The sequence below is a fragment of the uncultured Winogradskyella sp. genome, assembly GCF_947498345.1.
Lineage (GTDB): Bacteria > Bacteroidota > Bacteroidia > Flavobacteriales > Flavobacteriaceae > Winogradskyella.
In genome coordinates this window covers 35942-58590 of record NZ_CANMJY010000008.1, presented here as the reverse complement: position 1 = coordinate 58590, position 22649 = coordinate 35942, and the positions used below count along the sequence as shown (strand labels likewise).

The following is a 22649-nucleotide window of genomic DNA, read 5'->3' as shown; positions in this document are numbered from 1 at the left end:
ATATATTTATAAATGTTTACTTCTTTTATACTCAGTAGGTGTGCAATTATGTTTTTCTTTAAAAGCTTTGTAAAATGTAACTTTATTATTAAAACCGACATCAAAATAAATGGTCTTAATATTATAGCTGCTTTTTGTGGTTAATAGTTTTTCGGCTTCTATGAGACGATAATCATTAATGAAACTATTAAAATTCTTTCCGGATTTTTTGTTAATTACTTTCGATAACAAATGCGTAGAGTAACCCACTTTATCTGCCAAATTGGCCAATCTAAGTTCATTGTCTTTAAAAGGCTTTTCGCGCTCAATATAATTAATCAGATTATTGTAAAATTCATTGATTAAATTATCTTCAAAGCTATCCTCTTTATTTTTTATTGGTAGAAATAACTCCGCAAAAAATTCGCCATCAAAAATTTGAGGCTCTTTATATACAAAATACCCAATCGTATAGATGGTAATGGTCATTGAAAAAGACACCATATAATCCCATTGATCATTGAAGAATGAAAAATTTATTAAAATATAATATGAAATATAAGCACATAAAAACGTGGTGTAAAGTATTATTAAAACCTTTGCCCATTTATAGCGTATTTTTTGAAATTCGGTTTTTGTGGCATCATTTTTTTTAATAAGAAGTAACATTAGAGATAAATAAAATACCAAGTGGAGTATTATTAAAATATAATTTGACATTACACTAAATATTAAAGCCAATTGTACTTCGTAATTAAATATACATCCAGACCATAGTACTAATGTTATACCTATGTAGAAGAAAACCATTACAAAATGCATTATAAGATACTTCATCTTTTTATTATAAAGTCCAAGTATATACATGTAAAGTAATGGACCAACAGCATAGTATCCAATGAATAGAAGCGGACTTAAATAGGATAAAGCGTTAATATACTTTGTCCAATACAAAACATAACAAAATAGAATTGTAGAAAATGATAGTACAAATAAAGCTATGGGAAAATTGCGTTTATTTTTGCTGCCAAATAAAATGACACATAAAAAAACACCCATTGCTACTGCAAATAGAAAACCAGAAGTCCATGTATCAAAAGAAGGCGTTTGTTGCATGCAAGACTAAAGTAAGTAAATAGCAGTTACTAAGGTATAGTATTATAAATATTTACTAAAAGTATCTCTAATTAGTCAGCAACATTATTCCATATATCTAAGTAAATTTTCCAATCACCATCAACTTTTTTCCAAACGATAATGTACTTGCCTTGCCAGGATATTTCCTTTTTATCTTTAGTTAAAGTTTTTCCTTCATAATACCCATAATCATAAGCGGTATCATTTTCAATATGAACTTCAGTTGGTGTTACTTTATGATGAAGAATTTTAACGCCTTCGGGAATAGTCCAATACGATAATAAATCTGTTTTACCAACCATGATCTTTCTATTGTTAGGAAATATTTTTCCATCTTCTGTGTACATGTTTACTAAGGAGTCTATGTTTCCATCCATATAGGCTTTTGAGAATGCAATAGTGTTTTTTTGTATAGCGTTTAAATCAGAATTAGCTTCTGTTTCTCTTTTACAATCAATTTTCCAGGTAGGGAATATGATCTTCTCGGTTTTATCTGTCCATTCACCAATCCACTTATAACCTGAGTCGCTGATGTCATAAAACGTCAACCTATAATAGCCTTCCATGCCATTTGGTGCTTTTTGATCGCGATAGAGAACGATGTTACCATTTTCTTTTTTACCACCTTCCCAGGTAGGTAATGACGTAGTAGGGAAATTAGATGAATAATAATGTACGTACCATTTGCTGCTATCTGCAATAAACTGTCTAATGCTGCCCGAATGACCACCATCCTCTTTTATAGTCTCGTCTTGTACAGCCATACCATTCATAATATATTTCCATTCCCAGGTCATATCTACAGGATCAGCCCAACTTTGATCTTGATTTCTTGATATAGATTTGCAGTTACACTTTCCTATTAATCCCTTAAAGTCTTTAATTTGTTCTGGTGCTTTTGGGTTTGGTAATCCATAAGGTGCATCTTTGGAGACCTTATATTTGTCTTGCGAATAAGAAGTTGTAATAATCAATAAAATAAAACAAAGGCAGTAGAAAAGTTTCATGGGTATTAGGCTTTTAAGTTGAAATCAAATCAAATGAAAAAGTATCACTATTGCTAAGCAAATGCAGAGAACTGTATTGATTTTGCAGTAAAATAAGTTAATGAAATACTAATTAATGAAATTTCTAACGATTTTTAGGTTTTTCTTAGAGACAGGTATTTGTATCTTATTTTTAAGCGTCAAATGGGTTGAGCTAGAAGATGTATAAAGTTCTTCTGTAAAGTTCATATTCACCAATGCTTTTCTATGTACCCTTATAAAATTAGTGTCTAACTTTTCTTCTAACGCTTTTAAGGAGCTACGCATGGTGTAAGTTTCATTAGTTATTGTATGAACTTTTACACAATAATCATCTGCTTCGATCCAGGTAATATCGATTACAGGTACAATTTTTCTTTTATTACCAATTTTTATATTTAAAATTGAAGATTTATCATCGATCTGACGCTTTAGCTGTCTATATAATTCTTCATTAGTAACTTTTAGCTCCGACAAATTTTGAATTTTAACATGCAGTTTTTCATTGGCATAATATAAATGCATAATTACAGTAATAGCAATATAGCCCAAAGTATACATTGGTGCTTTTTGATACATAAAGAATTGCATGTATTCGCTTATAAATGATTGAAGCGAAAATTTAATATCATAAGTAATTAATTGGCTGACAGAAATAATGAAAATATTCATTATTACTAAGCCAATAATCAACCCTAAATATTTAAAAACTAATGAAGCGGATATCTTGGAAGCATTACTATTAGATTTTACATACCAAAAAATAAAACCTGATAGAAGTAACCAAATTATCCAGCGATAAGCTTGATTTTTTAATAAGTAAAAGAAGGTTGCTTCATCACTGAGATTAAAGCGTTTAAGATAAAATAATTGTTGTGATGTTTCAAAAGTTACCGTTAAAAAGAGAACAAAAAGAATAAGTACAATAATACCTTTATAATCCTTTATATAGCTCAAAAAGTTCATTTAACGTTTGTTTTTTCGTGTTGTATTCTGTTTTGGGGTGAAGGTTTTCGTAGAATCACTAATGAGTTCACTTAATGTTTTAAATTCATCTTTAGTTAGTGTTCTATATTTGCCTATGGGTGTATCGAGCTTAATATTCATTATCCGTACACGTTTTAGTGTTTGTACGTCGTAATTTAGATACTCACACATTCGGCGAATCTGCCGATTAAGACCTTGAGTTAAAATAATGCTGAAGGTATACTTATCTATCTTTTTAACTTCACACTTTTTGGTGCGTTTTCCTAACTCTTCAATATAGATTCCACCAGCCATTCGCTGAACAAAAGTTTGAGAAATGGGCTTGTCTACCGTAACAATATACTCTTTTTCGTGGTTGTTACTAGCACGAAGAATCTTATTGACAATATCTCCGTCATCTGTTAAAAGAATTAGACCTTCGCTTGGTTTGTCTAAACGACCAATAGGGAAAATACGTTTAGGATAGTTGATATAATCAATGATATTATCTTTTTCTACACGCGTATCTGTGGTGCAAACTATACCTACAGGTTTGTTAAAGGCTAAGTAAACAAAGTCTTCTTTTCGTCCGCCAATAATTTCTCCATCTACTTTTACCACATCGCCAGATGTTACTTTGGTCCCCATTTCTGGGACGGTATTATTAATCGTTACACGACCAGTATCAATTAAGCGATCGGCTTCGCGACGTGAGCAATAACCCGCTTCACTAAGGTATTTGTTAAGTCTTATTAGGTTGTCTGACATAATGCAAAAATACGATAAAGGAACTAGAAACTTAAGGACGGATTAAAGCCAAAAAGGTTTAGTAATTCTGAAACTTCGTAGGCTACTATAATTGATGTGATATAAATGTGGTCTTTATATTTATTGAGATTAAAAAGGATAACGAGAAATATGATAAAAGGGATTAGCATTGATGCTCTAATTTCAGAACCATACGGCCAATGTTGAATTTTAAAAATAAATGATGCTAAAGCGAAAATGCTTATTAACATGGTTAATACTTTTTTATTATAGATTGCGTATATAGAGTATGCAAGTACTAATAAGCCAAAGCTTAACATAGAAAATTTATTAACTAATGAATTTTCAAAAAATGATGATAAAAAACTTAAAATAAAACCTAATAATATAAGTTTAAGAAATTTAGATTCAACTTTAGGTAATGAGACAACTCCGATGCAAATAGTAATTAAAATTTGAATTCTTCCTATAGACATATTCTAGCTATTAATAAACTCAATAACCTTTGGCGTCAAAGATTTATCTTTTAAACCATGGCCAAAACCAGATGTACTAATCAATTCAGCATTTTTATAACGGTTAGCAAACAATTGTGCATCTTCATAAGGAATAATTTTATCCTTTTTATCATGAATGATTAAGCCTTTAGCTTTTATAGATTTAGTGAAGTTTGCCGCAGAAAAGTAGTCTACAGATTTGCCAAAGCGTTCCAATACTATTCTGTCTAAACCATTAGATATGCGTCTATTATAACCCATCATGGACTTGTATCGGGCAAAGACTCCTGTAAAGTGCGCAGGTGCACCAAGCAAAATCATTTTTTTAACAGAATCTAACGGATAGCTGTGCATAAAAAAGACACTGGCCATACCTCCAACCGAGTGCCCTATCATTGCTTCTGGTTGAAATTTTTGAGCTACAATATTTATAAATTCAGAATAAAGAACAGCGTTAAATTGCTTACCACCAGAGCGTCCATGAGCAGGTGCATCTAAAGCTATGATATTATAATTCTGAGCTTTTAAATCCTCTAAGATATAATCCCAGCGCGAAGCATTGCTTTCCCAGCCATGTACTAATAAAATCGTTTTCCCTTTACCATTCCAACGATAAGTAGCAATATCGAGACCATCGTATGTTATCTCTTCAAATAACGCTGAACTAACAACTTTTCTTTGCTCATCTGTATATCGTCCTTTTCTTGGAGATGCGAATAAATTTAAAGCTTTCTTTGAAGCGTATTTAGATGAAACTAGGCTTGTTGCGTTTAATGCATTGCCAATGGATTTAATAACAAAACTACTCATACTATTGGTTTTCTCTATTTACAGAATCTATCGAAAATGCTGGTAAGCAAATGGCAATATATTCACAAGGTTCTGCAAATGGGTTAGAGTATTGCAATCTTGTATGTTTTTCTATTTTTATGGATTGTCCGGCTTTAAGAACAATGGTTTCACCTTCTATGATAAATTGTTTTTTCCCTTTAATAATAAAGGTATACTCATCAAACTCTGGTGTTTGAAATGGCTCACTCCAACCTGGAGGTGCAATCATATGAGCAATACTAATGTTGGTGTTGCCATCACTTGCCAGCCCAAAATGTTCTTTAATAACTTTACCATCATCTGTTGGTACAACAAATGGTGAAGTCTGTAGTGTATATTTTTTTCCCTCTTTCATATGTACTACTTACTTGCCTGTATTTACTCAATGAGTATTTACCAATGTATCATAAAGAATTTTATTTTAGCTTTTTCAGGGATTTGAATAGGATCTATTGTTGCTTCCATATTAAATCGTAAGCTTCCAGGTAATTCTTTCTTATCAATAGTAAATGTAGCGTTGATTTCATTCACTGAAACAACGACAGAATTTATCAAATTATCAACTTTAGAAATTGTGTAGGCCTCTTTAATAGCTTTAAATGTACTTAGAGTAGATATATTCTTTTCTGTTTTGTAACGTTCGTCAATAATACGAACACTTGAGATTACAGATGTAGAATCTAAGGCTTCTTTGGGGGATAAGTTTAATAATTTTTTTCCTCCTTTTGCATAGATTTCTATGGTATTAATCGAACCTGCGAATTCATCGCCAGCAATATAACGTACTACAGAATCATTAATGAATACAGAGTCTAATTCTTTTACTTGGGTAGAATCCGTTAATAAACCTATATGGGTTTTCTTAATTAAAAAAGGGTTTGATTTTGTGTCTTTAGTGCAACTCATTACTAATAATGTACATATTAATAACGTGAAAAGTGCGTTTCTCATAGTTTTGATTTTGGGCTTAGTTTATTTTAGCATTTTGGTTAATATTCCCAAAACGCTTCGTATTACAGTTGGACTAGATAATACCTTAACAATTGGGTTTTGTCTATTGCTTCGTCTTCGGGTTGAGCGCGACTTCTGTTTGCTTTCTTCACGCTCTAGTGCTTCCTTTTCTTCTTTAGCTTTTTGTTTAGCTTCCTCAGCTTCAGCTTGCTTAATTTTCTCATTAAGCATTTCGTACGCACTTTCTCTATCAATTTCCTTGTTGTACTTTTTTGCAAGTTGTGACTGAGCCAGTAAAGCACTAAGCTCTGATTCAGTTAAAATATCCATTCGACTCATTGGTGCACGCATCATAGTTGCTGCCAAAGGAGTAGGTTTCCCTTTTTCGTTTAACGCAGAGACCAAAGCTTCACCAATTCCCAGAGAAGTTAATACTTCAGCAGTATCATAGTAGTCTGTATCTGGATAATTTTGCGCAGTTAATTTAATCGCTTTTCTATCTTTGGCAGTAAAAGCTCTTAGGGCATGCTGAACTTTTAATCCTAATTGCCCTAAAACTGCTTCTGGAACATCTGTTGGGTTTTGCGTTACAAAATATAAGCCCACACCTTTACTACGGATTAACTTTACAATACTCTCAATCTGATTTAAAAGTGCATCTGAAGCTTCATTAAAGATTAAGTGTGCTTCATCTATAAACATAATAAGCTCTGGTCTACCACTATCTCCCTGTTCTGGAAATGTAGAATAGATTTCAGCTAATAAACTCAACATAAATGTTGAAAACAACTTTGGTTTATCTTGAATATCGGTTAATCTGATAATATTGATATAACCGCGACCGTTTTCATCGATTCGTAATAAATCTTGAGTATCAAAAGAAGTTTCTCCGAAGAACAAGTCCCCACCTTGTTGTTCTATTTCTATAAGTTTTCTAAGAATTGCACCAGTTGATGCTGTGGAAATGCGTCCGTAAGCCTCTTCGAATTCTTTTTTCCCTTCTCCTGTTGAATATTGGAGAATTTTCTTGAAATCTTTTAAATCTAGGAGAGGTAATTTGTTATCATCACAGTACTTAAAAATAACTGATATAATTCCAGCTTGAGTTTCGGTAACTCCTAATATTCTTGAAATCAATACAGGACCAAATTCACTAATTGTAGCACGTAGTCGCACACCATCTTGTTCAGAAAGCGTTAAAATTTCAACAGGAAATGATTTAGGATCAAATGGTAAGCCTATTTTTTCGTGACGTTCATCAATTTTTGGATGTCCAGGGCTTGGTTTAGCCAAGCCACTTAAATCCCCTTTGATGTCCATTAATAAAACAGGAACTCCTTTTTCGGATAAGTTTTCAGCTAAGACTTGTAACGTTTTTGTTTTTCCTGTTCCCGTGGCGCCAGCAATTAAACCATGTCTGTTCATGGTCTTTAAGGGTACATTTACATAAGCATTAGTTTTGGTTTCACCATCTAGCATTGCTGCTCCTAAAGTGATATAATCGCCTTTAAAAGTATTGCCATCAGTTATGTCTTTTATGAATTTATCAGAATTCGTCATCGATCAGAAAATTTTGTATAAAAATAATGTAATTTTAGCAAACTACCTCAGCGCAAACTTATGAGGTATATAATGCAAAAGTCTTAAATTTTGAAGTTAATTTATTGTATTCTAATCTCGATTATATAGTCAAGTGTAAAAACCTAATACCATGAAACCTGTATTTTCTATTTGTTGTTTTTTAATGTTTATAAGCCTTCAATCGTGTTATAATTCTAAATCCGAAATCATTTTTCACAAATCTCACGAACCAAGCAGAGCAAATGTGCCTTTTAGTGATGTGGTAGAAACAGATGATTTATTATTTCTGACAGGGCAAATAGGGAAAGATCACAAAAAAGGGAAATTGGTTGCTGGTGGTATAGAGGCAGAAACTAAGCAGGTTATTGAAAATATTAAAGCTGTTTTAAGACATCATAATTTGTCATTAGATAATGTAGTAAAGTGCACTGTAATTCTAAAGGATATTAATGATTTTAAAACTTTTAATTCGGTGTATACGACCTATTTTACTAAGAAACCAGCCAGAACCACATTTGCTGCCTCAGGTTTGGCAGGTGGAGCTAGTATTGAAATTGATGTTATTGCTGCAAAGTAATTATACTTTAAACGAATAAACTATCTTTGCCAATTATGACTAGAAGAGAACGACAACAATTAATAGATCAAGGCCATTTGTTGCCTTTAATGGAAGAGTTTTATACCATTCAGGGTGAAGGTTATCATAAAGGAACAGCTGCGTATTTTGTAAGAATCGGTGGTTGTGACGTCGGATGCCATTGGTGCGATGTAAAAGAAAGTTGGTTGCCAGAATTGCATCCTGCTACTGAAGCCACAAAAATTGTTGAAAATGCGGTTAAGTATAGTGATATCATTGTAGTTACTGGTGGTGAGCCCTTAACTTGGGATATGGGACCTTTAACGGAACAGCTGAAAGCTAAGGGAGTGCAAACACATATTGAAACCTCTGGTGCTTATAAACTGACTGGACAATGGGATTGGATTTGCTTATCTCCTAAAAAAGTAAAGTTACCGACTGAAGAAATTTATGATAAGGCTCACGAGCTAAAATGTATCGTATACAACAAAGACGATTTTAAGTTTGCTGAAGAACAAGCTTCTAAAGTTAATGACGATTGTATTTTGTACTTACAACCAGAGTGGAGCAAACGCGAAAAGATGATGCCTCAGATTGTAGACTATGTCATGGCGAATCCTAAATGGAAAGTATCGCTTCAGACACATAAGTATTTGAATATACCATAATAAAAACGCCTTGATTTCTCAAGGCATTTTTTAATTAGCATGCTTTTAAATTTATTTAGTAAAAGGTACAGCAACTCTTATAGTTCCCCATCCCATGTGCATGTGCACACCATCATCCGATTTTTCAAAAGCTATTGAAAAGGCTTCAAGAGACTCATCATCTTTAGTAACAGGTACTGTAATTCTGGCTACATCATTATCTTGATTGTAGAAATAGCTTCCCCAAACATTAAGATCACTGCTAACAATTACAGTCCATTCTTTCTCACCAGGAATAGCGTATACAGTGTAAGTACCTTTTTTTATGTCTTTTCCATCAAGTTTCATATTGGTATAAACCTGCAATTCAGCAGCTTCGTTTGCTCCAAGTCGCCATACTTTACCAGGCTTAGCCAGCTTAGAGATAGCTCTGCCTTTTAGTTGAGGTCTACTGTAAACAATCTTAATAAGTTTGTTAGACTCTTTATAACTGCTAGGATAAGAAGCAGCATCCATAGGGCTTTTATCAAGTCCTGAAAAATCTTGAGCTCCAGCATTAAATGATAGTAACATTAAAAATGCAAAAGCGAAGGTTGTAATTAGTCGCGTTGTTTTCATAATAAGTGATATAGATTTATTGTTGTTATAGATTATGCCTATTGTGGTCGAAAAGAGAAACCAAAGTTTACAGATTATTAGTTAAATTTTTAATTCTTTGTGTTATAGTTTCAAAATTTATTTTATTTGTTGTTTTAAGTTTTAAATTGATACTTATTAATAGTATAGTGTTTAATAATTTAAAGTTTAGTATCATATTTGCTTCATAATTACTAATAATAGAGTGTTAGACTGAGATAATCGAAGTTGCATTCAACATAAAAACTAAAATTATGTGCGGAATAGTATGTGCGTTTGATATAAAACAAAAATCAGAAATACTAAGACCTCAAGTCTTAGAAATGGCAAAAACCATTAGGCATCGTGGACCAGACTGGAGTGGTATCTACAGTGATGAAAAAGTGATTATGGCCCATGAGCGATTAGCAATTGTAGATCCTGCCTCAGGAAAGCAACCTTTATTCAGTGCGGATAAAAAATTGATTTTAGCAGCTAATGGTGAAATCTATAACCATAAAGAATTACGTTCTCAGTTTCCGGATTATGAATTTCAAACTGAGAGTGACTGCGAGGTTATTTTGGCACTTTATAAAGAAAAAGGACATGAATTTGTAGATGATATGAATGGTATTTTTGGTTTTGCTATTTATGATGTAGATAAAGATGAATACTTTATCGCCAGAGACCACATGGGAATTATTCCATTATATATAGGCTGGGATAAACAAGGGACATTTTATGTGGCTTCAGAATTAAAAGCTTTAGAAGGTGTTTGTACAAAAATTGAATTGTTTCCTCCTGGACATTACATGAGTAGTAAAGATGGAGAATTGATACAGTGGTATAAACGCGATTGGACTGACTATGATGCTGTGAAAGATAACGAAACAAGCATTGCCGAAGTAAGGCAAGCCTTGGAAGATGCTGTACACAGGCAATTAATGAGCGATGTGCCATATGGTGTATTATTATCTGGTGGATTAGATTCTTCAGTGACATCTGCAATAGCAAAGAAATATTCAGAACGACGTATAGAAGCAGATGATAAAGAAAAAGCATGGTGGCCACAGCTGCATAGTTTTTCTGTAGGACTTGAAGGATCGCCGGATCTGGCTGCAGCTAAAAAAGTAGCAGATCATATTGGTACGGTTCATCACGAAATTAAATTTACTATTCAAGAAGGTTTAGATGCTATTAAAGATGTTATTTACCAACTCGAAACATATGACATCACTACGATAAGGGCAAGCACACCAATGTATTTAATGGCACGTGTCATTAAGTCTATGGGAATTAAAATGGTACTGTCTGGCGAAGGTGCTGATGAATTATTTGGAGGTTATTTGTACTTCCATAAAGCACCAAATGCGCAGGAATTTCATGAAGAGACTGTACGGAAATTGAGTAAGCTGCATATGTATGATTGTCTAAGGGCTAACAAGAGTTTAGCGGCTTGGGGAATTGAAGGCAGAGTGCCGTTTTTAGATAAGGAGTTTATGGATGTCGCGATGCGCATTAACCCACAAGATAAAATGATTAATGGAGAACGTATGGAGAAATGGGTGGTGCGCAAAGCGTTTGAAGATATGTTACCAGAAAGTGTTGCTTGGAGACAAAAAGAACAATTTAGCGATGGAGTAGGTTACAGTTGGATTGATACATTAAAAGAACTTGTTGAAGACCAAATCACCGATGAGCAATTGGCAAATGCACATTTCCGTTATCCGATACAGACACCACAAAATAAAGAAGAGTATTACTACAGAGCCATTTTCGAAGGGCATTTTCCAAGTGATACAGCTGCTTTAAGCGTGCCTCAAGAGCCAAGTGTAGCTTGTAGTACTAAAATTGCTTTAGAGTGGGATGAGGCTTTCAAAAACATGAACGACCCTTCTGGTAGAGCTGTAGCTATGGTACACGAAGATTGTTATTAATTTTTAAATATACTATTAGCCAAATAAAAAAGCCTTCACATATTGTGAAGGCTTTTTTATTTATTTCGGGAAGTTTATTTACTTAGTTTAGCAAATAACTTATTCATTTTTGTTTTTTCTTCTTCAGCTAGTACAGCATCAACTAAAATACGTCCGCTATGCTCATCAGTGATCACTTTTTTACGAGATGCAATTTCTACTTGTACCTGAGGTGGAATAGTGAAGAAAGAACCACCTGAAGCTCCACGTTCAATTGGCACAACAGCTAAACCGTTCTTAACATTATTTCTAATTCTTAGATAGGCTTTTACCAAACGCTCGTCAATTTTCTTTTGAAAATCTTCGGATTTACCCAAAAGCGCTTCTTCTTCTTTTTCAGTTTCTTTTAAAATTTCGTCTAGCTCTCCTTTTTTATGTTTTAAGTGCGTTTGACGATCTTTTAATTTGTCTTTTGTTTCAGAAATAACTTCTTTCTTTTGTTCTATCTGAACCTTAAATTCTTTTATATGTTTTTCGGCTAATTGAATTTCTAACTCCTGAAACTCAATTTCTTTAGTCAATGAGTTATATTCTCTGTTATTTCTAACATTATTTTGCTGCTCACTATACTTTTTGATTAAAGCTTTAGCTTCTTCAATTAAATTCTTTTTGCCTTTAATCTCATCATCAATAACTGCTAGACTATCATTTAATTTCTCTAATCTGGTGTTTAGCCCTTCAACTTCATCTTCTAAATCTCTAACCTCTAAAGGCAGTTCACCTCTGACATTTCTTATTTCATCTACTCTAGAATCAATTAATTGTAAATCATATAACGCTCTTAATCGTTCTTCTACAGTAGCTTCAGCCTTTTTCTTTGCCATAATTATAAATACTTTACCGGATTTGTATTTGTCTTTGATAAAATGATTGCAAAATTAGTAATTTTTTTTGAGAGATAGTCTACTAAAAATGATTTTGTGAATTGCTCGCTTTCGTAATGCCCAATATCTGCTATAACAATAGTATGTTCTGCACTAAAAAAGTCATGGTATTTTAAATCTGCTGTTACCAAAAGATCTGCGCCTGAAGCTTTAGCAGCACCAATAGCGAAACTTCCTGAACCTCCCAAAACAGCAATCTTTTTTATGGGTTTGTCTAACAGTTTTGAATGCCTTACACATTCTGTATTCATTTTCTGCTTTATATAGTGAAGGCATGCGGTTGCATCCATTTCACTCTCGAGCTCACCTAGCATTCCCATACCAATATTTTGGTTGGTATTATCTAAAGTTGTAATTTCATAAGCTACTTCTTCATAAGGATGTGTTTTAAATAAAGTTTTTAAAACATTAGATTCTAAGTGTTTTTTGTAGGTTACAGAAATAGCCGTTTCACTTTCAGAATGTAATTTTCCTTTTTCACCAATAACAGGATTAGAATCTTCATTGCCTTTATAAGTGCCTTCTCCATCCACATTAAAACTACAAGATTCATAATTGCCTATACTACCAGCTCCTGCTTTGAATAATGCTGAGCGTAAAATTTCGGCACTACTTTTTGGGACATAAGTTTGTAATTTTTTTATAGTGCCAGATTGAGGTATTAAAATCTGTTTGTTTTTTAAACCTAGTTGGTCACAAATGATTGAGTTGACACCCTGCAAAGCATTGTCTAAAGCTGTATGAATTGAAAAGATAGCTATATTATGCTGAATGGCTTTTATAACCACACGTTCAACATAAGTTTTGCCTGTTAGCTTTTTTAAACCTTTAAAAATAATAGGATGAAAGCTAACGATGAGGTTACAGTTATTGTCAATGGCTTCATCAACAACAGCTTCTAGTGTATCTAATGTAACTAGGATTCCTGAAACCGATTGGTTTTTATTACCTACCAAAAGCCCAACATTATCAAAATCTTCAGCATAGGCTAGTGGGGCTAAATCATGTAGTTGATTAATTACATCTTGAACATTCATAAGTGTATATTTGTTTCAAAAATACATATTTTAGTACTCTTGAAATTTATCCGCATCATATTGTTTCCTATTGTACCAATTTACTATGTTGTAACTTGGTTTAGAAATTGGTTGTATGATAAAGGGGTTAAATCCTCAAAAAATTATAATCTTCCTATCATTTGCGTTGGAAACCTAAGTACTGGTGGTACAGGTAAAACACCTATGATAGAATATTTAATTCGCTTATTAAAAGGTCAAAAATCTATTGCTACTTTAAGCCGAGGTTATAAACGTATAACAGATGGTTTTGTTCTAGCAGATGAAAATGCGACTGCTGATACTATAGGAGATGAACCTTATCAATTTTTTAAAAAATTTGAAGATATAAAAGTTACTGTTGATGGAAATCGTCAAAATGGTATTGAACAGTTAATGGCTTTAGAAGAAAAACCAGAAGTTATTTTACTAGATGATGCCTATCAACATAGAAAAGTTAATGCCGGATTTAGTATTCTATTGACGGCTTACCACAAACCTTATTATGAGGACATAGTTTTACCTACAGGAAATTTAAGAGAACCACGTTTTGGGTCAAAAAGAGCAGATATCATTGTGGTTACAAAATGTCCTAAAGCTATTTCTAAAGCTGAGAAAAGCGCGATGTCTTCAAAATTAAAATTGAAATCATATCAGCAATTATTTTTTAGTCATATTGAGTATTCTGAAAAAGTAATTTCAAAGCATAATGCGTTAGCTTTAAGTACGCTTCCCAAATTTACTTTGGTTACGGGTATTGCTAATGCCACACCATTGGTTAATTTCTTAACTAACAAAGGATTAGAATTTGATCATTTAGAATATCCTGATCATTATAGTTTTAGACCTGTAGATATCGAAAAATTAGAAAATAAAGCATTAATTATAACTACAGAAAAGGACTATGTGAGGTTGTCTAATAATGAAGTTTTTGAAAACAGTTTGTACTATTTGCCAATAGAAATGAAGATTGATAATGCTGAGGCTTTTGAAAGTACGATTTTATCTTTTGTTCATTAAAAGAAGCTGGAGATTACTTCTTTTCCTGAAAGGACATCATATAGTTTGGTCTCAAAATCTTCTTTTTTAAATGGTTTGGAAATGATGTCGTTAAAGCCAGCCTCGCCAAACTCTTGCATTTTATCTTCTATAGTTACTGCTGTAAGTGCAAAGATGATTAAATCTTTATCGAAAGTTCTAATAATTTTTGTGGCCTCTAAGCCGCTAATACCAGGCATGTGGATATCCATCAATACAATATTATAGTCGGTAGATTTAACTTGTTCTACAGCAGCTTCACCATTATCTACTACATCACAGTTTAATCCCATCTTGTTAAGAATCTTTTTGGTAATCATTTGATTAATCTTGTTATCCTCAACAATCAAAATTTTAACATCACTTAAATCCAAATCTTCCATTTTATTAGATTTTTTAATTTCTTCTACTTGTGGAGCTTTAACTTCTTCAACATGTTCTAAAGGAATTTCAAAAAAGAATGTTGTGCCTTTACCTAGCTCACTCTTTAAATAGATTTTACCTTTAAGAATTTTGATAAGCCCTTTTACAATAGATAAACCAAGACCAGTGCCACCATATTTTCTGTTGATTTGAACAGAGCCTTGAGAAAAGCTATCAAACATCTGATCTTGTTTTTCTTTTGTAATACCAATACCATTATCTTCAATTTCGAAGCGTAGCGTATACATATTGTCCTTATGGTCAATTTTGTATGCTCTCACCCAGATGTCTCCATCTTTTGTAAATTTAATGGCATTTCCAAGCAGGTTAATTAAGATTTGGGAAATTTTTAATTGGTCACCATTATAGGATTCTGGTAAACCGTCTTCATAGTCAAAATGTAGGTTTGTATCATTGTCCTTAGCAGAATTACTAAGTGCAGAGATTATATTTTCGAGTTTATTTTTAAGGTTGAATACCTCAGGATCTAATTCAACTTTATTAGCTTCAATTTTATTGATTTGAAGGATGTCGTTTATGAAGGTTAATAAGTAATCGCCTGAGAATTTTAATGATTTTAAATGGGGTATTTGGTGTTCTTTAGGGTCTTCTTCTAATAACATATTAGTAAGGCCTGTAACTGCATATAACGGTGTGCGCAATTCGTGTGTTACCGTAGACAAAAAATTTGCCTTTGTTTTAGAAGCTAACTCTGCCTTCTCTTTTGCTACAATAAACTCATCATTTTTGGTTTGTAGCATATTATTGGTTCTTAACCTTATGTTATTATTCTTGTAGAGTGATAAGGTCAATAGCGATAAGATTGTAATTAATGCAATACTCAGAATGGTAGTAATTCTTGTGAAATTACTTTCTGCACTAACTTCGTCTATCTGCTGCTTTAATTGTGCGTTTTGAGCATCTTTATATTGGTATATATACTTGCCGGTAATACCAGGAGCTAAATTTTCGCGTTTAACATCTAAAATAGAATCAGACAGCTTAATATGTTTGGTAATGAAATCGTAGGAGCTTTTATAATCTCCCTTCGCTTTATGTATAGCACTTAATGTTAAATAGGCTTCATTAACATTTTCTAAAATGTTGTAGGCTTTAGCAATAGAAAGCCCTTCTTCGACTTGGGTTAGTGCCAAATCATTATTGTTAAGAGCACTAGAAACTTTACCACTTTCTATTAGAGCACTACTTAGCCTTCGCCTTTGTTCGTACTTTTTAGCAATAATTATGGTCTTGTCGAGTTGGGATTTGGCCTTATCGAATTGTTTGAGCGAAATGTATACTTTAGCTTCGTTTAAGGTAACTTCAGAGATGTATTCTTCTAAGCCTTCTTGTTCAAATAAATTTTTTGCCGATTTATAGTAATCAAGAGCATTATCATATTCTTCCTTTGTACTTAATATAACACCTTTAATATTATAACTAATAGCCCGGTTGCCATAGTCATCAATATCTCGCTGAATTTGAAGTGCTTTATTTAAAGAAATATTCGCTTTATCTGTTTCTCCTACCAGATATCTAACTTTTGCAATTTTGGTATGAATCTTACCTTGGTTAGTCTTATCGTTAATTTTTTCGGCAATTGCAAGCGCTTTTTCCAGATTACCTAAAGCGTTGTAATAATCACCGCGATCGCTCTCTAATTTAGCTTGAGTAACACGCTCTTGTATTCTCATAGATAGCATATCTGCATCTTCGACACTATCTATTTGTGCGAAAACCAGACTGCAAAAACACGCTAAAAAAACAAATATGTAATATTTGATTCGGGACATTTCAGCTCACTTTTATTTGAACAAATATAATTATTTATTCGACAAAAGTGCTTTTTTATCCGATAAATCGCAAATTAAATCTAAAATTCTACAGCTATACCCAGTTTCGTTATCGTACCAACCTACTATTTTAACCATGTTTCCGATGACGGAAGTCATCTGCGCATCGAAAATACATGAGTGTGTATTACCAACAATATCAATAGAGACAATTGGGTCTTCAGTATATTCTAAAACTCCTTTTAATTTAGATTTTGAGGCCGTTTCAAAAATCTTATTTACTTCTTCTATAGTTGTACTCTTTTCTACATTAATGGTGATGTCTGTAAGCGAACCATTGGCTACTGGTACTCTTATACCACAACCACCAATAACATTAGATAGATCAGAAAAAATCTTAGTTAGAGCTTTAGCTGCTCCTGTTGTGGTAGGAACTATAGATTGTCCAGCTGCTCTGGCACGTCTTAAATCGCGATGAGGTTGATCGTGCAAACTTTGATCGGTAGTATAAGAATGTACGGTTGTGATATAAGCTTGCTTAATACCAAAGTGCGTTTTGATTAAATCAATCATTGGAGCGGCATTGTTAGTTGTACACGAAGCATTAGATATTATGGTTTCTGAGCCATCTATATTATGGTCATTGACACCCAGAACTATAGTTTTAATATTATCATCTAAAGCAGGAACTGATAACACTACACATTTAGAACCATTATTTATATGATGCTGTAATTTTGATCTAGTTTTGAATTTTCCAGTGGATTCTATGACAAATTCTGGTTGAACGATTGACCAATCTATAGACTTTGGATGGTTCTCATTGTATAGAGGAATAGAAACTTCATTAACGATAATGTGATCATGGTTATATGTAATAGTTTCATTTAGCACTCCATGAATACTATCGTATTTTAATAAATGACTTAAGGTTTTAGCATCTGCCAAATCATTTATGGCAACAATTTGTATTTGCGGGTGTTGAAGCGCTAATCTAAATACACGTCGACCAATTCTACCAAATCCGTTTATGGCGACTTTAATCATTAATTAATGTGTTTTTGTGCTTTATAAGAAGATCTTACTAAAGCACTACTTTCTACATGTCTAAAACCAAGTTCCAAACCTATGGTTTTATATTCGTCAAATTCATCTGGATTGATAAAACGTTTTACAGGTAAGTGCTTTTTACTGGGTTGCAGGTATTGACCTATAGTAACCACATCAACGTCATTATCTCTTAAATCGTGAAGTGTAGTGATAACTTCTTCTCGTGTTTCTCCCAGACCTAACATAATACCAGATTTGGTTCTACGTTGTCCTTGCTGTTTCAGATATTTTAAGACTCCCATGCTACGATCGTATTTGGCTTGTATACGGACTTCGCGTGTTAATCGTCTAACGGTTTCGATATTATGTGAAACCACTTCTGGAGCTACATCAATAATACGGTCGATATGTTTTTCTATACCTTGAAAATCAGGGATTAAAGTCTCAAGTGTCGTTTCGGGATTCATTCTACGAACAGCTTTAACCGTTTCTGCCCACATAATGCTTCCCATATCTTTAAGATCGTCTCTATCCACACTTGTTAAAACCGCATGTTTAATCTGCATAATTTTAATGGATCGTGCTACTTTCTCAGGCTCATCCCAATCTACAGTTTCAGGTCGTCCGGTTTTTACTCCGCAGAACCCACAAGAACGTGTGCATACATTCCCTAAAATCATAAATGTTGCCGTTCCTTCTCCCCAACATTCACCCATATTTGGACAACTTCCTGATGTGCAGATTGTATTGAGTTTGTATTTATCTACAAGACTTCTAAGTTCAGTGTATTTTTTACCAGTAGGTAACTTAACACGCAACCATTTTGGTTTGCGTTCTGGTAAAATATTTGAAACTACTTTGGTTTCCATGCATTTTCAATTTCGAGAAAGCAAAGATACAAAGTAAATAATTAAAATAGCCTACAGCAGTGTGAGATACCAGATGCTAAAACCAATTAAAAATACAATGCCTAACCATGATAAAATATGAAGCTTTAAGCTAGGTCTCCAATCTTTCGGTGTGTGTTTACTGGAAATTAGCTTATAATTAATAATGGCATAAAAAGGAGCTGTTAAGAATGAGAGAATAGTTGCTATCTTAATGAATAACCCCATTTCTGAAGCGAAAGCAAAAAAGATAAAAATAGTACCAAAGGTCAAAATCAAAACCCAATATAAATAGGCGTTTTTTTTATGTTGATTAGAAAGTATCGCTAAGCTTTTAGCCATAGCTCTAGGCGATGCGTCTAAAGTGGTAATGGTTGTACTAAACATGGTTGTAAAGGCTGCAATACCAATAATTATATAAGACCAGTTCCCTAAAGTTTTGGTGTATAAATCAATAAGCTGATTTGAAAAAATTGCTGCTTTTTCACTAAAGGAATTACCAGTATTAAACATCACAAAATAACCAAGACAAACAAAAGCGATACCTAAAATTATAGCGCCAAAATAACCTATGTTAAAATCTAATAATGCAGTTTTTGGAGAAAATGTACCTTCGTCCTTTTTCTTTTCTATTGCCCAAATAGAGTGCCAAACAGAAATATCTAATGGAGCAGGCATCCAACCCATAAAAGCAATTAGAAAAGCAATTTCAGTAGGGTCTTCTGGCAGCACCTGTACTAAAGAAATGGGTGTGTTAAACTCCAAAAATGCAAAGCTAACAGCTACTAAGGTGCTTATGGTTAGAGCAATAATGATAACTTTAATTAACTTATCTAGAGTATTATACTTACCTAAGAAAAGTATTAATAAGCAGATAAATAATATAATAACGGTCCAAATTTCTACACTGCTGATACTCTCAACACCAAAGTTTAAAAAACTAACATCTCCAAAAAGGGAGTAGGCTAAACCAGCGGTAACAATAGTAACGGCTGTTTGAATGGTAAACATTGTCGCCAAGCTTAAAATAAAATAAGCAATTAATATACCTTTATTTAGTTTATAATATCCTTCAAGTAAACTTTCACCAGTTGCTGAGGCATATCTGGGACCAAATTGAAAAAAAGGATATTTAAATAAGTTAACGAGTAATAAAGCCCAAAGCAATCCTAGCCCATAATCTGCTCCAGCTCTAGTAGATTGTACCAGATGTGATACACCAATAGCAGCGCCTGCAAATAATAATCCGGGCCCTAATTTTTTAAAGGTAGAAAGCATTAAGTTTTAGTAATAATGGCTGCTAATAGTTTTTTTGCTCTTAATAGCTTTACCTTAACATTATTAATAGGTTCTTTAAGCTCTTGAGATATTTCCTTGTAACTGAATTCCTGAAAATACCTTAAGTTAATGACTTCCTGGTAATGAGGTTTTAATTTTTTGATATCTCTTAAGAGATTAGCAAGATTTTGCTCCGTTATGATCTTATCCTCAGGAGTAGGTGAGTCGTCAACAATATCAAAATAATGCTCATCATCATCTTTAGATGCATTTCTGATTGTTTTTTTCTGCTTTCTAATTAAATCTATATGGATATTTTTTGAAATAGTTATCAACCACGTTTTAAACTTATAATCTTTGTTATAAGTGTTTATCTTATCAAAAGCTCTGGAAAATGTTTGGATGGTTATATCTTCAGCATCATTTTCATTTTTTGTACGCTTGAGTTGAAATGTATACACATCATTCCAAAAGGTATCCAAAAGGAAATTGAACGCAATTTGGTCATTCTGTTTGGCTTTTATAATCGCGTCTTTTATTTCCAATGATTAGGTGTAGATATAAGATTAGCAATAAAGATACTTAATTGTGCAGTAATTAAAAATAATTCTAGAAAAGGTGTTAAGAGGATAAGATTAACTTCATCTAATTTTTTTGCAGCAAACCCTAAACTTATGAGTTGAACAATAAAACGTAAAGTAATTAACGCTACAACCCACATCCAATCATAAACCAATACAAATAATAAAGTCCCCAAAACCCAGAATAAAAACTGCGAGGCGTAAAACAAGCCTAAAAGAAGCTTATGCTTAGTTTTGTAAAAGTTTGCTGTGCTAACATGTCTACGTTTTTGTATTATCCAGTCTTTAAAAGAACTTTTAGGTTCAGAAATTGTAAAGCTTTCAGTAGAAGTACAAATAATAGTGTTCTTATTGTCAGCAACTTCATTGATAAATAAGTCATCATCACCAGACTTTATAGACATATGATTGTTAAAACCATTATTGTTAAAAAATAGTTCCTTTCTATAAGCCATATTTCTGCCAACTCCCATATATGGTATTCCCAAACTAGCATAAGAGAAATATTGCAAAGCTGTCATTACAGTCTCAAACCGAATGAGATGATTTAATAATGAAAAACGTTTTTTAGCATAAGCCCCATACCCTAAAACAATAGCTTTTTGATTAGAAAATTTACTGCTTATATGAGCTAACCATTTATTGGATTTTGGTTTGCAATCAGCATCAGTAAAGACTAAAAAATCATATGTAGACGCTTTTATACCTAAGGTAAGTGCATATTTTTTATTTCCCCAAAATACTTCAATAGTTTTAACGTCTACCAATTTTATGTTTTGGTGATTAGCTTCAAACTGTTTCATTACTTCAAAAGTTTCATCAGAAGAACTGTCATTGACCAAAACAACTTCAAAGTTTGTGTAGTCTTGATTTAAAATAAGTGGAAGATTCTGCTTTAAATTTTCTGCCTCGTTTTTTGCACATATAATTACAGAGACGGGAATATGCTTTTTTAATCGTGACTCTAATCTTTTAATTGAAAAAGAAAAAAGAAATGTGAGGTAGTATACAATTTGAATACCAACTATTACTACAAAAGCAAAAAATAGTATTGTAGTAATGCTCATTAAGACCTATGAATGTTGAGGTTCGTTACAGTTTTCGAACTGATCTGGAGTCTTACCACAAAAACCACAAGCTTCACCTTCTTTGTTAAGCATTGGGTTTTGGCTAGCGCAAGTACCTGCGAATTCACCATCCTTTTTTGCCCAAAGTTTTATAGCAATTCCTGCAATGGCTAAAGCTAACAATCCAAGTGTAAGAAGTAACAATTTCATTTTTAATGCTTAAATTTAATGCAAAGATAAAGCTTTTACATTTATTTAATGCCCCTTTTTCAATTGTGACTTTACAAATAAATCTTGTGTCACATTAGTATTAAACATTTATTAACTAACTAATTAATTATCAATTATGAAAAAATTATTTGCTGAGTTTTTTGGAACGTTTTGGCTTGTTTTTGGGGGTTGCGGTAGTGCAATTTTCGCTGCAGGATTTCCTGAATTGGGTATTGGATTTGTAGGTGTTGCACTCGCTTTTGGTTTAACTGTACTTACTATGGCATATGCTGTAGGGCACATATCTGGCGGACATTTTAATCCTGCTGTATCTATAGGCCTATGGGCAGGAGGGAAATTTGAAGCAAAAGATTTAATAGGTTATATTCTAGCCCAAGTTGTTGGTGCTATTGTTGCTGCATTGGCGCTCAAAACAATTATTTCTGGCAAAGCTGGATTTGACACATTAGGTGGATTTGCAGCGAATGGATATGGTGATTTGTCACCAGATAATTACAGCATGATGGCAGTAATAGTCGCTGAGATTATTTTAACGGCGTTTTTCTTAATCGTCATTTTAGGAAGTACAAATACTAGAGCACCCAAAGGGTTTGCTCCAATAGCTATTGGTTTGGCATTAACGTTAATCCACTTAATCAGTATACCTATTTCAAATACATCTGTAAACCCTGCAAGATCTTTAAGTCAGGCTTTATTTGCTGATGGTGCATACTTATCACAGGTATGGGTATTTTGGGTTGCCCCAATAGCAGGTGCTGTTATTGGTGGGATTATACACAAGGCACTTTTTGAGAATGAATAGAAATTAAAGT

At 33.1% G+C, this 22649-nt stretch carries 23 protein-coding genes; 5 read left to right on the top strand and 18 right to left on the bottom strand.

The genetic code is table 11. The annotated features are described in order from the left end of the window. Positions 1-6: 6 nt before the first annotated feature. The 8 genes from Q0912_RS11615 to Q0912_RS11580 form a co-directional block, all read right to left on the bottom strand. On the bottom strand, positions 7-1095 hold the full coding sequence (locus tag Q0912_RS11615) for a helix-turn-helix domain-containing protein (RefSeq protein ID WP_299115228.1): 1089 nt from the start codon (positions 1093-1095) through the stop codon (positions 7-9). A gap of 71 nt (positions 1096-1166) precedes the next feature. Then, positions 1167-2123, bottom strand: a complete 957-nt coding sequence (locus Q0912_RS11610; protein ID WP_299115226.1) for a nuclear transport factor 2 family protein — start codon at positions 2121-2123, stop codon at positions 1167-1169. A gap of 108 nt (positions 2124-2231) precedes the next feature. Beyond that, entirely contained in the window at positions 2232-3107 is an 876-nt protein-coding gene (locus Q0912_RS11605; protein ID WP_299115224.1) for a LytTR family DNA-binding domain-containing protein, read from the bottom strand. Further along, positions 3108-3875 carry a 23S rRNA pseudouridine(2604) synthase RluF gene (gene rluF, locus Q0912_RS11600; RefSeq protein WP_299115222.1) on the bottom strand — a complete coding sequence of 256 codons (768 nt, stop codon included), beginning with the start codon at positions 3873-3875 and terminating at the stop codon, positions 3108-3110. Between the two features lie 479 nt (positions 3876-4354). Continuing rightward, complete coding sequence (locus tag Q0912_RS11595; RefSeq protein ID WP_299115220.1) at positions 4355-5182, bottom strand: alpha/beta hydrolase; 828 nt, start codon at positions 5180-5182, stop codon at positions 4355-4357. Between the two features lies 1 nt (position 5183). Continuing rightward, complete coding sequence (locus Q0912_RS11590) at positions 5184-5558, bottom strand: cupin domain-containing protein (RefSeq protein WP_299115218.1); 375 nt, start codon at positions 5556-5558, stop codon at positions 5184-5186. A 38-nt stretch (positions 5559-5596) separates the two neighbouring features. Then, positions 5597-6154, bottom strand: coding sequence for a hypothetical protein (locus tag Q0912_RS11585; RefSeq protein ID WP_299115216.1), 558 nt, complete (start codon positions 6152-6154; stop codon positions 5597-5599). A 21-nt stretch (positions 6155-6175) separates the two neighbouring features. Next, the gene (locus tag Q0912_RS11580) at positions 6176-7714 is read right to left on the bottom strand and encodes a helicase HerA-like domain-containing protein (RefSeq protein WP_299115215.1); all 1539 of its coding nucleotides are present in this window, start codon (positions 7712-7714) and stop codon (positions 6176-6178) included. A 151-nt stretch (positions 7715-7865) separates the two neighbouring features. Between Q0912_RS11580 and Q0912_RS11575 the strand changes: the two genes are divergently transcribed. Then, positions 7866-8312: a Rid family detoxifying hydrolase gene (locus Q0912_RS11575; RefSeq protein ID WP_299115214.1), complete on the top strand. Its 447-nt coding sequence runs from the start codon at positions 7866-7868 to the stop codon at positions 8310-8312. 35 nt (positions 8313-8347) lie between these two features. Next, a complete protein-coding gene (locus Q0912_RS11570; protein WP_299115213.1) occupies positions 8348-8980 on the top strand; it encodes a 7-carboxy-7-deazaguanine synthase QueE in 633 nt (210 codons plus the stop codon). A 51-nt stretch (positions 8981-9031) separates the two neighbouring features. On the opposite strand, the gene Q0912_RS11565 is transcribed toward Q0912_RS11570, so the two are convergent. Further along, entirely contained in the window at positions 9032-9577 is a 546-nt protein-coding gene (locus tag Q0912_RS11565; RefSeq protein ID WP_299115211.1) for a DUF2911 domain-containing protein, read from the bottom strand. A gap of 272 nt (positions 9578-9849) precedes the next feature. Here Q0912_RS11565 and asnB point away from each other — a divergent pair, with 272 nt between their 5' ends. Next, positions 9850-11511: an asparagine synthase B gene (asnB, locus tag Q0912_RS11560; protein ID WP_299115210.1), complete on the top strand. Its 1662-nt coding sequence runs from the start codon at positions 9850-9852 to the stop codon at positions 11509-11511. Between the two features lie 74 nt (positions 11512-11585). Here asnB and Q0912_RS11555 read toward each other — a convergent pair whose 3' ends face one another. After that, positions 11586-12374, bottom strand: coding sequence for a C4-type zinc ribbon domain-containing protein (locus tag Q0912_RS11555; RefSeq protein ID WP_299115209.1), 789 nt, complete (start codon positions 12372-12374; stop codon positions 11586-11588). Positions 12375-12376: 2 nt separating this feature from the next. Then, on the bottom strand, positions 12377-13471 hold the full coding sequence (locus tag Q0912_RS11550) for a Nif3-like dinuclear metal center hexameric protein (protein WP_299115208.1): 1095 nt from the start codon (positions 13469-13471) through the stop codon (positions 12377-12379). A gap of 39 nt (positions 13472-13510) precedes the next feature. Here Q0912_RS11550 and lpxK point away from each other — a divergent pair, with 39 nt between their 5' ends. Next, the gene (gene lpxK / locus Q0912_RS11545; protein WP_299115206.1) at positions 13511-14509 is read left to right on the top strand and encodes a tetraacyldisaccharide 4'-kinase; all 999 of its coding nucleotides are present in this window, start codon (positions 13511-13513) and stop codon (positions 14507-14509) included. On the opposite strand, the gene Q0912_RS11540 is transcribed toward lpxK, so the two are convergent. Genes Q0912_RS11540 through Q0912_RS11510 form a run of 7 tightly spaced genes read right to left on the bottom strand, consistent with a single transcriptional unit; the run spans position 14506 to position 21816 of the window. Continuing rightward, the gene (locus Q0912_RS11540; protein ID WP_299115204.1) at positions 14506-16743 is read right to left on the bottom strand and encodes an ATP-binding protein; all 2238 of its coding nucleotides are present in this window, start codon (positions 16741-16743) and stop codon (positions 14506-14508) included. The two genes, lpxK and Q0912_RS11540, sit on opposite strands and share 4 nt — an antisense overlap. A gap of 30 nt (positions 16744-16773) precedes the next feature. After that, positions 16774-17790, bottom strand: coding sequence for a type I glyceraldehyde-3-phosphate dehydrogenase (gene gap / locus Q0912_RS11535; protein WP_299115202.1), 1017 nt, complete (start codon positions 17788-17790; stop codon positions 16774-16776). Further along, positions 17790-18662, bottom strand: coding sequence for a lipoyl synthase (gene lipA / locus Q0912_RS11530; protein WP_299115200.1), 873 nt, complete (start codon positions 18660-18662; stop codon positions 17790-17792). Before lipA ends, gap begins: the two co-directional genes overlap by 1 nt. A 51-nt stretch (positions 18663-18713) precedes the next feature. After that, positions 18714-19958 carry an Nramp family divalent metal transporter gene (locus tag Q0912_RS11525; protein ID WP_299115199.1) on the bottom strand — a complete coding sequence of 415 codons (1245 nt, stop codon included), beginning with the start codon at positions 19956-19958 and terminating at the stop codon, positions 18714-18716. Further along, entirely contained in the window at positions 19958-20503 is a 546-nt protein-coding gene (locus tag Q0912_RS11520; RefSeq protein WP_299115198.1) for a sigma-70 family RNA polymerase sigma factor, read from the bottom strand. The genes Q0912_RS11525 and Q0912_RS11520 overlap by 1 nt, the downstream gene beginning before the upstream one ends. Continuing rightward, positions 20494-21606, bottom strand: coding sequence for a glycosyltransferase (locus Q0912_RS11515; RefSeq protein WP_299115195.1), 1113 nt, complete (start codon positions 21604-21606; stop codon positions 20494-20496). The genes Q0912_RS11520 and Q0912_RS11515 overlap by 10 nt, the downstream gene beginning before the upstream one ends. A gap of 6 nt (positions 21607-21612) precedes the next feature. Continuing rightward, on the bottom strand, positions 21613-21816 hold the full coding sequence (locus tag Q0912_RS11510; RefSeq protein ID WP_299115194.1) for a membrane or secreted protein: 204 nt from the start codon (positions 21814-21816) through the stop codon (positions 21613-21615). Between the two features lie 136 nt (positions 21817-21952). Here Q0912_RS11510 and aqpZ point away from each other — a divergent pair, with 136 nt between their 5' ends. Further along, positions 21953-22639 (top strand): aquaporin Z, encoded by a 687-nt coding sequence (gene aqpZ, locus Q0912_RS11505; RefSeq protein WP_299115193.1) that lies wholly within the window; start codon positions 21953-21955, stop codon positions 22637-22639. The last annotated feature ends 10 nt before the right edge of the window (positions 22640-22649 follow it).